This is a genomic window from Actinopolymorpha alba DSM 45243 (assembly GCF_000373925.1).
Taxonomy (GTDB): Bacteria; Actinomycetota; Actinomycetes; order Propionibacteriales; family Actinopolymorphaceae; genus Actinopolymorpha; species Actinopolymorpha alba.
Genome location: NZ_KB892756.1, coordinates 42,531 through 56,420, shown reverse-complemented (window position 1 = coordinate 56,420; position 13,890 = coordinate 42,531). Strand labels below are relative to the sequence as shown.

Annotated in this window: 7 protein-coding genes; 6 read left to right on the top strand and 1 reads right to left on the bottom strand. The window is 70.2% G+C overall.

All coding sequences use genetic code 11. From position 1 onward, the window contains the following. Positions 1-185: 185 nt before the first annotated feature. The 4 genes from B141_RS0117495 (at position 186) to B141_RS0117480 (ending at position 9,941) form a co-directional block, all read left to right on the top strand. Complete coding sequence (locus tag B141_RS0117495) at positions 186-890, top strand: SigE family RNA polymerase sigma factor (RefSeq protein ID WP_020576475.1); 705 nt, start codon at positions 186-188, stop codon at positions 888-890. Further along, positions 878-2,239 (top strand): beta propeller repeat protein, encoded by a 1,362-nt coding sequence (locus B141_RS0117490; RefSeq protein WP_020576474.1) that lies wholly within the window; start codon positions 878-880, stop codon positions 2,237-2,239. Before B141_RS0117495 ends, B141_RS0117490 begins: the two co-directional genes overlap by 13 nt. 112 nt (positions 2,240-2,351) lie before the next feature. Beyond that, complete coding sequence (locus B141_RS41235) at positions 2,352-4,616, top strand: endo-beta-N-acetylglucosaminidase (RefSeq protein ID WP_020576473.1); 2,265 nt, start codon at positions 2,352-2,354, stop codon at positions 4,614-4,616. Between the two features lie 378 nt (positions 4,617-4,994). Then, on the top strand, positions 4,995-9,941 hold the full coding sequence (locus B141_RS0117480; RefSeq protein ID WP_020576472.1) for an ATP-dependent helicase: 4,947 nt from the start codon (positions 4,995-4,997) through the stop codon (positions 9,939-9,941). Here B141_RS0117480 and B141_RS0117475 read toward each other — a convergent pair. Then, entirely contained in the window at positions 9,910-10,794 is an 885-nt protein-coding gene (locus B141_RS0117475; RefSeq protein WP_020576471.1) for a TetR/AcrR family transcriptional regulator C-terminal domain-containing protein, read from the bottom strand. The genes B141_RS0117480 and B141_RS0117475 overlap by 32 nt on opposite strands. A 75-nt stretch (positions 10,795-10,869) precedes the next feature. Between B141_RS0117475 and B141_RS0117470 the strand changes: the two genes are divergently transcribed. Together B141_RS0117470 and B141_RS48675 are read left to right on the top strand one after the other, a co-directional pair. Continuing rightward, positions 10,870-13,323, top strand: coding sequence for an ATP-binding cassette domain-containing protein (locus tag B141_RS0117470; RefSeq protein WP_020576470.1), 2,454 nt, complete (start codon positions 10,870-10,872; stop codon positions 13,321-13,323). 325 nt (positions 13,324-13,648) lie between these two features. Next, positions 13,649-13,882 carry a hypothetical protein gene (locus tag B141_RS48675; RefSeq protein WP_020576469.1) on the top strand — a complete coding sequence of 78 codons (234 nt, stop codon included), beginning with the start codon at positions 13,649-13,651 and terminating at the stop codon, positions 13,880-13,882. Positions 13,883-13,890: the final 8 nt, after the last annotated feature.

Genomic DNA, 13,890 nt, shown 5'->3' with positions numbered 1-13,890 from the left:
GGACCTGGGAGGATCTTCGACAGTACGACGTCCAACCTCCGGCAGCCCGAGCTGTCAGGTAAGAGTTCGGCCCGCCGGACACCGGTGGCACCGGACGGCTATCGGGCATCGTCTGGCAGGCTCGGGCAACCTACGGGGAGCGGTCGTGCGTCCTCGGCACGACCGCCCGAGGCGAGAGGAGCCGCGTGCGGAGCGATGACGGGGAGGTCTTCGATGCGTTCGTTCGGGCTCGGATGCCGGAATTGTTGAGGTTCGCCCACATGCTGACCGGCAACCACGAGGCCGCCGCCGACCTCGTTCAGGATGCGCTCGAACGCACCCTGAACGCCTGGCCCCGCGTGCGCAACCGGGACGATCCCGAGGGCTACGTCCGGCGGACCATGGTCAACCGCAATGTCAGCATCTGGCGCCGCCGGCGCCGGGAGCACCTCGTCGACGAGGTGCCAGACCAGGCCCGCCACGACGACCACCAGCTTCCCGACAAGGAACTCCAGGAGGCGCTGGCCGCGCTCCCCCGCAAGCAACGCGCGGTGCTCGTGCTGCGCTTCGCCGAGGATCTGTCCGAACGCCAGGTCGCTGACATGCTCGGCTGTTCGGTCGGCACCGTGAAGAGCCAGACCTTCAAAGCGCTCGCGAAGCTGCGGGCGCGCCTGCCGCACGCGGCTCCGCCAGGCACCCTGCCGCGCGCGGGCACCCGCACAGGCACGGGCACGGGCGCCGGCACGGAGTCCGGTGCCGATCCGGACTCCAGTACCGATCCGGGCCGCGAGACAGACAACACCAAGACCCGCGCCGACGCGACCGGCGGTGCCGCCGGTAGTAGCGATAGCGGTGCGGGCATCAGCAGTAAGGGCGCTGGCAACGAGGAGGACGCCCGATGGACCCACTAGAGGACCGCGTCCGCGAGGGGCTGCGGAGCGACCAGTGGCGACTGCCCGTCGACCCCGACGACGCCCTCGACCGCATCCACACCGGCGCGGCCCGCCGGCGTCGGCGGCGCGCTGCCGCCGCCGGGATCGCGGCCGCCGCGGTGGTGGCCGCCGGACTCGGTGGTGTCGGGTACGTCGCCAGCGGGCTGGGTACGCCGCTGACGGTCGCCAGCCGGTCTGAGAGCGGCTCCGCGGCGACCTTGATGGAGAAGGCTGAACCCGCACCGAAGTCCGACGTGTCCGACAGCGACCCGAAGCGGACGCAGACCCCTGAGCCGGAGCCCTCACGTGCCCGGGTCGAGGCGACCAGAACCAAACCGCCGGCGACACCGAGCGCCAAGGACTCCTACGAGGCTCAGATGCCCGCGAACTTCTCGCCGGTGTCGATGACCGCCGCGAGTGCCCGCACCTTCTGGGTTCTGGGCAGCGGACGCGAAGCCTCGGATGACTCGCCCACCGACCGTGCCACCGTCGCGGTCACCACGGACGGCGGCAAGACGTTCGCCCCGCTCCCCGACCTCGGGGCCAAGGTCGTCCGCGGCGACAACGAGTTGAGCGCCGACACGGTGCGCGACATCCGGTTCGCCGGGGACAGCCAGAACGGCTGGGCCTTCGGCGGCGCGCTGTGGTCAACCCACGACGGCGGCGGCTCGTGGGCCCGGGTGCGCGAGGTGCCCGGCCTGGTGGAGCGGCTCGAGACCGCGGGCGGCTCGGCGTTCGCGCTCGTCCGCGACAGCAGCGCCTGGACGTTGTGGTGGACCCCCGTCGACCAGGACGCCTGGCAGCAGCTGAGCGTGAAGCTCAACACCCCTGAAGGTCTCGCGGTCGCCGACAAGCTGGTCGCCGTCACCGATCGGAGCGCGGACCAGACCTACGCCCAGGTGTCCACCGACGGCGGCACGTCGTTCGTCCAGCGCGTGACTCCCTGCCAGCCCGACCTCGAACCCGGCCGCCTGTCGGCGAGCGCCACCTCGCTGTGGCTCACCTGCGCGACAGGTACCGCCGCGACGGTCAGCGTCTCCAACGACGCCGGCGTCACCTGGTCAGACGTACCCGCCGGGCAACCGTCGATCTCGGCGACCGCCTCCGAGCTGGGTGCGCGTAGCTCCAGCCGGGCGATCGTGGCGGTGCCCGGCCAGGCGCTGATCGTGGGACGCGGGGGTACGACGTCCGCGCCGGTGCCCGCGCTCGGCGACCCGGCGTTCGCTGGTTTCACCACCGACAACGTGGGCTACATCCTCGACCTCGACGGCAAGCTGTTCCGCACCACCGACGGCGGATCGAGCTGGTCCCAGGTCATGATCAAGTAGCGCTCACGCTCCGGCACTGGCCGAGAACGGTCAGAGACAGCGGGTCCGGCACCCTCCGGGCCGAGACCCGTGATCATGAGGGGCTGACCGACGGACCAACCCGGAGGACAGCATGGCGACGACGCCCGGTGACGACGTTCCGCCCGAGAGCCGTGGGGAAGGCGGTGTCGACCGGCGGGCGTTCCTGCGGTACGTGAGTGCCGGCGCTGTCGGTGCTACCGCGTTGGCCGCTGGTACGCCGAGCGCATCGGCCGAGGCGCCGCCAGTGGTGACAGGCGCCGGCCCGTTGGCCGGCCTGACCGGGACCCTGGCCGAGCTGAGTCCCATGGGGCTGCCGTTCCTGCACGGCTACGACGCACCCGCGATCAAGGCGTGGAGCCCCGACACCGACCCGTTCGCGAAGTACTTCCGGTCCCGCGTGCCGCTCGCGCGGCGCATCCCGACGTTCGCGCCGACCCAGGCGCATCCGGGCCTCGACGACCGGCCGCGCCTGATGACGCTCGCCAACGACTACGTGGAGCCGGGCAACTTCGCGCTCGCCCACCGGTACGGCTATCACCTCCAGGCGTACGCGCTGCGCTTCTGGCAGTACGTCGACATGTTCGGGTCCTGGCACGGCCTGCCGGTCAACGGCGAGTACGGCAAGGAGGATCCGCGCTTCGGCACCATCAACCTGCCCAACCCCGCCTGGACCGACGCGGCGCACCGCAACGGCGTCAAGAGCCTCGGCTGCTGGTTCTGGCCGCGCCCGGAGAACTTCGCGGAGTTCGTGGAGAAGCGTCCCGACGGGTCGTTTCCGGTGGCCGACAAGCTGGTCGAGATGGCGGCGTACTTCGGCTTCGACGGCTACTTCATCAACCAGGAAGCGGCCATCACGCTCGAGCAGACGGCTCTGCTGCACGAGCTGTTCTCCTACCTCGCGCGCACGGCGCCGCCGGGTTTCCACGTGCAGTGGTACGACTCGCTCACCATGGCGGGCACCGTGCGCTACCAGAACGAGTTCAACGCCACGAACTCGCCGTGGATCGTCGACGCTGACGGCACCCGGGTGTGCTCCAGCATCTTCCTCAACTACTGGTGGTCGCAGGAGCGGCTGCGGCGCTCACACGACCACGCGGTCGCCCTGGGGCTCGATCCGTACGAGGTGGTGTTCGCGGGTACGGAGGCGGGGCTCAACAACTTCTCCCAGCCGTACGACCCGCGCTGGATCTTCCCGGAGGGCGAAGCGGGCCGCACGAGTTGGGCGTTCCTCGGCACGGAGTTCCCGTGGCGGCTCGCGCCCGGCGACAAGTCGACGGTCGAGGGCCAGCGCGCCGCCTACGCCTTCGAACGCCAGTGGTGGTCCGGCCCGAAGCAGGACCCGGCGCAGACCGGCCGGTCACTGCCACCGACCGGCACCGACAAGGGCAATCCCGAACGCTGGGACGGCGTAGCCCACACCGTCGTGGAGAAGTCGGTGGTGGGAACGTTCCCGTTCGTCACGAGGTTCAACGCCGGAACCGGCGAGAAGTTCTTCGTGGACGGTGGGTTGGTGGCCGAGCGGCCGTGGTTCAACATCGGCATCCAGGACGTCCTACCCACCTGGCAGTGGTGGCTGCGGTCCGCCGACGGCGCACCTGCCGAACGCCTGACCGTCGACTACGACTACACCCGCGCGTACGACGGCGGCACCTCGCTCGCGATCTCCGGCGCGCTCGCCGCGGACGACGCGGTGGAGCTGCGGCTGTACAAAACGCGGCTCCCGGTCGTGCCAGACGTCCACCTCTCGCTCACCTACACGACCGGACGGGCGGGCGCGGCGAGCCACCTCCGTGTGGGGCTGGTGTTCACGGACGCGCCCGGCCGGGCGGTGGCGGGCGATCTTCACGCCGGCGACGTGCCGGCAAGCACACCGATCTGGCTGGACGCGGGGCGGACCGGCTTGGCCGGTTGGAATCGGCAGGTCTGGTCGCTGGCGCCGTACGCCGGGCGAACGATCGCCGCGGTGTACGTCGGCTTCCACTCCCCGACAGCCGTCGACGACTACACCGTCCACCTCGGTGAGTTCCGGCTGGAGCGTCGCGGGGACGCGGACCGCCCGCCCGCGAAGCCGCGCGGGTTCGTGGTCGAGGACGCGCGGGTGGCGGACGGCGGCGCGACGGCCTTCCTCGCCTGGGAACTCGCACCGGCCCGGGTCTGGTACTACGACCTGTTCCGGCTGGGTGGGCCAGGCGGATCGGGCGCCCGCGAATGGGTCGGCCGCACCTACGACGAGGTGTATGCCGTACCCGGCCTCGAACGTCGCGCCGGCGAGACGGAGACGGTGCTGGAGCTGGTAGCCGTCTCCCCTGGCGGGGCCGCGAGCCCGCCGGCGCGGCTGGCGTTCCGCTGGCCCTGACGGGTTGGCGAACCCGTTCCGTTGGGTCGGGGGGCCTGCGGCGGGTGACTGGCTGGAGTTGTGGGAGCGAAGTTGATCAACGGTCCCGAATTCGGACACCCGCCGCGGGTGTGCCCGATTTGCGGACCCTTGATCAACTTCGCCAAAGCGCGGGACCAGGATCGGGAAGGATTTTCGTCGCTATATGACTGAAATCCTTCCCGATCTTCGTATGACCAGGCTTCTTTGCCTGGTGTCTCAACATCCGGGCTGACTGGGTGGATGCTGAGAAACCAGGCGCCAACGCGTCGAACCTCGAGCCGGCGCGACGATCTTGAGCACGGCCTCATTGACCCGCCCTTGGCGGGCAGTGTCGGTGGGGCGAGGCACCATGGACGGGTGCCTGACGGATCTGATGTCCTCCAACGGTTCGGAGCGGCGACCCGGGAGTGGTTCCGGTCGTCGTTCGCCGCGCCTACCCCGGCACAGGTGGGTGCCTGGGACGCGGTGAGCCGGGGGCAGCACAGCCTGGTGGTGGCGCCGACGGGTTCGGGCAAGACGCTCGCCGCGTTCCTGTGGGCACTCGACCAGCTCGCCTCGACGCCACCGCCCGCTGACCGGAGCCGGCGGTGCCGCGTTCTCTACGTCTCTCCGCTCAAGGCGCTCGCGGTCGACGTGGAGCGCAACCTCCGCGCGCCGCTCACCGGGATCCGCCACACCGCCCGCCGGCTGGGGCTGCCCGAGCCGGCGATCGAGGTCGCGGTGCGGTCCGGTGACACGCCGGCCGACGCGCGCCGAAAATTCGCCCGCACCCCGGCAGACGTCTTGATCACGACACCGGAGTCGCTGTTCCTCCTACTCACCTCACAGGCCAGGGACGCCCTCCGGGGTGTCGAGACGGTGATCATCGACGAGGTGCACGCGGTCGCCGGCACCAAGCGGGGCGCCCACCTCGGGATCTCCCTCGAACGCCTCGACGCTCTCGTGGCAGGCTCCGACGCCGACGGAGACAGCACCGCCAGCGAGGCCCCGCGCCGGATCCAGCGGATCGGACTCTCCGCCACCGTGCGGCCGGTCGAGGAGGTCGCGCGGTTCCTCGGCGGGTCCGCGCCCGTGACGGTGGTCAATCCGCCGTACGCCAAGGAGTTCGACCTCAAGGTCGTCGTCCCCGTCGAGGACATGGGCGACCTGGGTCAGGTCCTCGGCCCGGAGGAGCAGTTCGGCGCGGCCGCCGGTCCCGAACGCCGTTCCTCGATCTGGCCCCATGTCGAGGAACGCGTCGCCGACCTGATCGAGCAGCAGCGATCCACGCTGGTGTTCGCCAACTCCCGCCGGCTCGCCGAACGCCTCACGGCCCGCCTCAACGAGATTAGCTCCGAGCGGCTCGGCGAGCGAGTGAGCGGAGTGGTCGGCGAGGAACGAGCCGCCCGCGAAGCGAACGAGGAGCCGAACGCGACCATTAGCTCCGAGCGGCTCGGCGACACCGACGGAGCTGACGGAGCTGACGACCTGCCCGTAGCCGGCTCACCGGCGCAGATCATGGCGCAGTCGGGAGCCAGCAAAGGCGCACCCGGCCTCCTGGCCAGGGCCCACCACGGTTCGGTGAGCAAGGAGCAGCGGGCGCTCATCGAGGACGACCTGAAATCCGGCCGGCTCCCCTGCGTGGTGGCGACCAGCAGCCTGGAGCTCGGCATCGACATGGGCGCCGTCGACCTCGTGGTGCAGGTGGAGGCGCCGCCGTCGGTGGCGAGCGGCCTGCAGCGGGTGGGGCGGGCCGGGCACCAGGTGGGTGCGGTGTCGCGGGGCGTGATCTTCCCGAAGTACCGCGGCGATCTCGTGGCCACCGCGGTGGTGACCGAGCGGATGCGTTCGGGTCTGATCGAGGCGACCCGCATCCCCACGAACCCGCTCGACGTCCTCGCCCAGCAGATCGTCTCTGCCTCCTGCATGGACACCTGGCAGGTCGACGAGCTCTACACCCTGATCCGGCGGGCGGCGCCGTTCCAGACGCTGCCGCGGTCGGCGTTCGACACGGTCCTCGACATGCTCTCCGGGCGCTACCCGTCCGACGAGTTCGCCGAGCTGCGGCCCCGGCTGGTGTGGGACCGCGTGGCCGGCACGCTGACCGGACGGCCTGGCGCGCAGCGGCTCGCCGTGACCAGTGGTGGCACCATCCCCGACCGCGGGCTCTTCGGCGTGTTCCTCGTGGGTGAAAAGAACAACCACCGCGTCGGCGAACTCGACGAGGAGATGGTCTACGAATCCCGGGTCGGTGACGTCTTCACCCTCGGCGCGTCGTCCTGGCGGATCGAGGACATCACCCATGACCGGGTGCTGGTCTCCCCCGCACCAGGGCAGCCGGGCCGGTTGCCGTTCTGGAAGGGCGACACGCTTGGCCGGCCGGCGGAGCTTGGCCGCGCCATCGGGGGTTATGTCCGCGAGCTGGGCCGGCGTACGCCCGACGAGGCGCGCACCCAGGTCCGTCAAGCCGGCCTTGACGAGTGGGCCGCCGACAACCTGGTGTCATACCTCGAGGAGCAGCGACAGGCGACCCGGCACGTGCCCGACGACCGCACGATCCTGGTCGAGAGGTTCCGCGACGAGCTGGGCGACTGGCGGATCTGCGTCCACACGCCGTTCGGCGGCGGCGTCCACGCGCCCTGGGCCCTCGCGATCGGCGCACGGCTGCGCGAGCGCTACGGCGTCGACGTCCAGTCCGTCCACGCCGACGACGGGATCGTCCTCCGTATCCCTGACACCGAAGACTCCCCGCCCGGCGCCGACCTCGCGATCTTCGAGCCGGACGAGATCGAGCAACTCGTCACCGACGAGATCGGCGGGTCCGCGTTGTTCGCCGCGAGGTTCCGCGAATGCGCCGCCCGTGCCCTGCTGCTGCCGCGCCGCGATCCGCGCCGGCGTACCCCCCTGTGGCAGCAACGGCAGCGGTCCGCGCAGTTGCTGGAGGTGGCGTCGAAGTACGCGTCATTCCCGATCGTGCTCGAGGCGGTTCGCGAGTGCCTGCAGGACGTGTACGACCTGCCCGGGCTGGTGGAGCTCCTCCGCGACATCGCCGCCCGCCGGATCCGGGTCGTCGAGGTAGAGACGAACGAACCGTCGCCGTTCGCGAAGTCGCTGACGTTCGGGTACATCGCGGCGTTCATGTACGAAGGCGACGCCCCGCTGGCCGAGCGCAAGGCGGCGGCCCTCGCGCTCGACCGTTCGCTGCTCGCCGAGCTCCTCGGCCAGACCGAGTTGCGGGACCTGCTCGACCCGGAGGTGATGGCGCGCACCGAGGCGGAGCTGCAGCGGCTGGTTCCCGAACGCCGCTGCCGCGGCCCGGAGGATGTCGCGGATCTCCTGCGGCTGCTCGGACCCCTGTCCACCGAGGAGGTCGCCGCCCGCTGCACCGAACCCGCGTACGCCGGCCGCTGGCTGTCCGAACTCGAAAGCACCCGCCGCGTGCTGAGACACAGAGGTACGGGGGAGCACCCAGACGGTGCCGAGCGCTGGGCGGCGGTCGAGGACGCGAGCCGGCTCCGCGACGCGCTGGGCGTACCCCTCCCGGTTGGCCTGCCCGAGGCGTTCGCCGAGCCGGTGGCCGACCCGCTCGGCGACCTGATCGCGAGGTACGCCCGCACCCACGGCCCCTTCCACGCCGGGGAGGTGGCCGCACGGTTCGGCCTCGGTGTGGCGGTTGTCAACGAGACCTTGCGCCGGCTGGCCGGGCAGGGCCGGGTCGTCGAGGGCACGTTCCGGTCGCCTGACGAGCCGCGCCCCGGGACCGCTTCCCACGTTGGCGGCCCAGAGGCGTACGGCACCGAATGGTGTGACGCCGGCGTGCTGCGTACTCTCCGCCGGCGTTCACTCGCCGCCTTGCGCAGCGAGGTGGAGCCGGTGGAGCCGGCCGCGCTCGCGCGGTTCCTCCCGGCCTGGCAGCACGTCGGTGGCCGGCTGCGCGGCACCGACGGCGTGCTGCGCGTCATCGAGCAGCTGGCCGGCTGTGCCGTGCCCGCGTCGGCACTCGAGCGCCTGGTCCTCGCCTCCCGGGTGGCCGACTACTCCCCCGCGATGCTCGACGAGTTGACCGCGACGGGCGAGGTGGTCTGGGCGGGGCACGGCACGCTTCCCGGCACAGACGGCTGGATCTCGTTGCACCTCGCCGACTCCGCAGACCTGACGCTGCCCCAGCCGGACCCGGAGTTCGAGCCGGGGCCGCTGCACCAGGCGGTGCTGGACGTGCTCGCCTCCGGTGGCGGCTTCTTCTTCCGGCCGCTGTCCGATGCGGTGCAGGCATCGCTCCGTACGAACGCCCCCACCGAGGAACCCGCCGACGACGACCCCGCGGGGGACGGGCGGGCCAGCAAGGGGGTCGCCGTCGATGACCAGTCGCTGGTGACCGCGCTGTGGGACCTGGTGTGGGCGGGTCACCTCACCGGGGACACGCTGGCCCCCTTACGGACGCTGCTCGGAAGCGGTTCGTCCGCGCACCGGTCGCGGTCGGCGCCACCACGGAGCCGGTTCGCAGGTGGTCGGTCGTCCCTACGGCGCGGCCGACCCGCGATGCCCAGCCGGACCGGTCCGCCGACCGCGTCCGGGCGCTGGTCGCTGCTTCCGGACCGCGAGCCTGATCCGACCCGGCGCGCCCACGCGGCCGCCGAGGCGCTGCTCGACCGGCATGGTGTCCTCACCCGCGGTGCCGTGATGGCCGAGCGCGTCCCCGGCGGGTTCGCCGCGGTCTACCAGGTGCTGTCGGCGTTCGAGGAGTCCGGCCGCTGCCGGCGGGGCTACTTCGTGGCGGGTCTGGGTGCGGCGCAGTTCGGGGCGCCCGGTGCGGTCGACCGGCTGCGTGCGAGCGGCCAGTCGGGTGACAGCGGCGAGCAGAGCGGTGACCAGCCAGACCTGTCCCAGTCTCTGGGCCGGCCGTCCTCCGACAGGTCAGCCAGGACAGTCGTCCTCGCCGCGACCGACCCGGCCAATCCGTACGGCGCGGCACTCTCCTGGCCCGCACGCCCCGACCAGGCGCCCGAGGAGCAACGCGGGCACCGGCCCGGCCGGAAGGCGGGCGCACTCGTCGTCCTCGTCGACGGCCACCTCATCCTGTACGTCGAACGCGGCGGGCGCACCCTGCTCACCTGGTCCGACGACCTCACCGACCTGCAACCCGCGGTTGACGCGCTGGCGCTGGCCGTCCGCGACGGCGTGCTGGGCAAGCTGAGCGTCGAACGCGTCGACGGTGAAGCGATCCTGCGCCCCCACGGCCACCCCGAGGGTGCCAGCCCGCTCGCCACAGCCCTGGCCTCCGCGGGATTCCACGTCACCCCGCGCGGCCTACGCCTCCGCGGCTAGCGCCTCGGGTCCGTCTGGTGGTGGCGCCACCCGGCCGGCTCCGCCGCCCCTTCGCCTTTGCCTTCGCCGTCGCGATGGTTGTCTCGATGCCGTCCAGCAGCACCTCGAGGCCGGCCTCGAACACCTCCCTGGCCTCCTGCTCGAGATACGGCACGCCTTCATCGTCGAACTCGAGCGCGCGATCGTTCTCCAGCCGGGTGATCATCGGGAACCGCTCGGCGAAGTCGGGGGCGACCTCACCCAGGAGCGCGGACCGTGCGTACCACCAGTCCTCCTCCGACACCCCCGTCATCGTCGGCGCCAGGCGCGACAAGGCGACCACCTGCACGGCGCCGCGGACGAAGCCGACGAGGCTGCCAACCAGCCGCCACAGCACCCGCGACTCCAGTCTGGTCCCGTCGAGGATCCGCAGCAGGGTCTCGATGTGGGTGTGCTCGTGCGGGCCCAGCACGGGCCGGGCCCGCGACACCTGCAGCATCCACGGATGCCGCAGATAGAACGCCCAGAGATCCTCAGCCCACGACCGCGTCGCCGCGCGCCAGCCGGCACCCATCGGGTAGCTGGTGGGCAGCTCGGCCAGGGCCTGGTCGTACATCAGCTCGACGAGCTCGTGCTTGTTGGGAACGTACGTATAGAGCGCCATGGCAGTGCGGCCGAGCCGCTCCCCCACCGCGCGCATGGACAGACCCGCCATCCCGTCAGCGTCCGCCACGGCGATCGCCGCCGCCACGATCGCGTCCACCGTCAGCCCAGGTTTGGGACCCGGGCCGGTCCGTGGCTCCCCGGAACTCGGCGTGCGCCACAACAGAGCCATCGAGCGGCGGGTGTCACCCTGGCCGGCAAAGATGACCAACTTGCGACTCCTTACGCCCTAACGTAATGTTGCCGGGCTATCCCTTTAGGCCGTAAAGGTATCAGGAGAGGCTACATGACTTCTCGTCCAGGCCAGCAACTTCCGGCGGACAGCCACGACGTGATCAAGGTACGCGGTGCCAGGGAGAACAACCTGGCCGACATCTCCCTCGACATTCCCAAACGCCGCCTCACCGTCTTCACCGGAGTCTCTGGTTCCGGAAAGTCCTCCCTCGTTTTCGGCACGATCGCCGCCGAGTCCCAGCGCCTCATCAACGAGACCTACACGGCGTACATCCAGTCGTTCATGCCCAACGTCAACCGTCCCGACGTCGACGCCCTCCACAACCTCAGCGCGGCGATCATCGTCGACCAGGAACGCATGGGTGCCAATTCCCGTTCGACCGTGGGCACGGTGACGGACGCCTTCACCATGCTGCGCATTCTGTTCAGCCGGTTGGGTGACCCGCCGGTGGGTCCGGCGACGGCGTTCTCCTTCAACAGGCCGGCCGGAAATGTCCGGGGCGAGATGGAGTTGGACCGCGGCAGCGGTACGCACACCACACGAGAAGTCACCCTGTCGGGCGGAATGTGTCCTGAGTGCGAGGGACTCGGCCGGGTCTCGACCGTCGACGTCGACCAGCTTTTCGATCGGGAACTCTCGCTCAACGAAGGTGCCGTCACGGTGCCGAACTTCGGGGTCGACTCGTGGTATTGGCGGGTGATGGCGGAGTCCGGACTGTACGACCCGGACACCAAGCTGAAGGACTTCACCGCGCAACAGTGGGACGACTTCCTCAACAAGCCGGCGACCAAGATCAAGGCGGGCGGCATCAATACGACGTACGAAGGGCTGCTGGTGAAGGTCCGGCGGATCTTCCTCGCCAAGGAACGCGAGTCGATGCAGTCCCATATCAGGGCGTTCGTCGACCGCGCGGTGGTGTTCGCCACCTGTCCGGCCTGCGACGGCACCCGGCTCAACCCCGTCGCGTTGTCGTCGAAGATCAACGGGCGCAACATCGCCGAGTGTTCCGCCATGCAGATCAACGAGCTGGCGGAGTTTATCCACGACATCGACGACCCGTCCGTCGGGCCGCTGCTGGCGAACCTTCGTGACCTGCTCGACTCGCTGGTCGAGATCGGCCTCGGTTATCTCAGCCTGGACCGCGAATCCGGCACGTTGTCCGGCGGGGAGGCCCAACGGGTCAAGATGGTCCGCCACCTCGGATCCAGCCTCACCGATGTCACGTACGTCTTCGACGAACCCACGGTCGGGCTGCACCCGCACGACATCGCGCGGATGAACGCCCTGCTGCTTCGCCTGCGGGACAAGGGAAACACCGTCCTCGTCGTCGAACACAAGCCCGAGGTGATCGAGATCGCCGAGCACGTGGTCGACCTTGGTCCAGGGGCAGGCGCGGCGGGTGGCCGGCTGTGCTTCGCCGGTGACGTGGCGGGCCTGCGTACCTCCGACACGTTGACGGGGCGGCACCTGGACCACCGGGCCCGGCTGCGGGAGGAGGTGCGCCAGGCCAGCGGGCAACTCTCGATCAGTGGCGCCTCCCTGCACAACCTCAGGAACGTCGACGTCGACGTCCCACTCGGCGTCCTTACCGTGGTCACCGGTGTCGCCGGGTCGGGCAAGAGCTCGCTCATCCACGGCTCGCTCTCCCACCGTAAGGATGTGGCCGTCGTCGACCAGTCGGCGATCCGCGGATCTCGACGGAGCAACCCCGCCACCTACACCGGAGTGCTCGACCCGATCCGGACCGCGTTCGCCAAGGCCAACGGCGTCAAGGCCGCGTTGTTCAGTGCGAACTCCGAGGGCGCCTGCCCGAACTGCAAGGGCATCGGGCTCGTCTACACAGACCTCGCCATGATGGCGGGGGTAGCGTCGACCTGCGAGGAGTGCGAGGGGAAGCGGTTCACGCCCGAGGTGCTCACACACAAGCTGAACGGCAAGGACATCAGCGAGGTCCTCGCCATGTCGGTGACGGAAGCCCGCGACTTCTTCGGGTCCGGTTTCGGCTCTGGTACGCCGGCTTCTCGCGGCAAGACAGCTACCGGCGCTGCCGGGCAGGCTCGAGTGATCCTCGACCGTCTGGTTGACGTCGGGCTCGGCTACCTCAGCCTTGGGCAGCCGCTGACGACGCTGTCCGGCGGGGAGCGACAGCGACTCAAGCTCGCGATCCAGATGGCGGAGAAGGCCGCTACGTACGTCCTGGATGAGCCAACGACGGGCCTGCACCTGGCCGACGTCGACCAACTCCTTGCCCTGCTTGACCGGCTGGTCGACGACGGCAACTCCGTCATCGTCATCGAGCATCACCAAGCCGTGATGGCGCACGCGGACTGGATCATCGACCTCGGTCCTGGTGCCGGCCACGACGGTGGCCGGGTGGTGTTCACTGGCACGCCCGCTGAGCTCGTCGCCAACAGTGAGTCGCTCACGGCGCAGCACCTGCGGACCTACGTGAACGGTCCCGGTGCTGGCGCTGGCGCTGGCGTGAGCACGGGCGCCGCCATGTAGGCAGACCCGCACCGTCGTCGACATCCTCTCGCCTCGTTGACGGCGACCCGGTTTTCGTGGGTCGCCGTCAACGGGGGCGGCGTCCGGTGACGAACCGAGCCGAATCCCTGGGTACCAGGTCAACCATCTGGCTCGACTGTTCGCACAGGCACTACACGTCAGGATCGCTCTCCATGGGGTTGTCCCCGGCCATTTCGCCGCGGTCAAACAGGCAATCACATGGGGACTACTCGTTATCGTCCCCGCGCTGGCGATCACCGGGCTCATCGGCTTCTTCCTTGCCGGTAGTTCGACCCACCGTTGGATAGCGTCCAAGAAACGGCGGATGCCGTTCATCGCCGGAAACGGACTGCTGATCCTGACCCCTGCCGCGCTCTATCTCGATAGGCTCGCCGCACGTGGCGAGTTCGACGCCCTCTTCTACACCGTCCAGACGATCGAGTTGGCCGCGGGCGCTGCCAACCTCGCCCTGATGTCGTTCAACATGCGCGACGGACTCCGACTGACCGGCCGATTGACAGGCCCCGAGGGCCAAGGCCCCGTCATTCCCCACCTCTAGCCGAATCC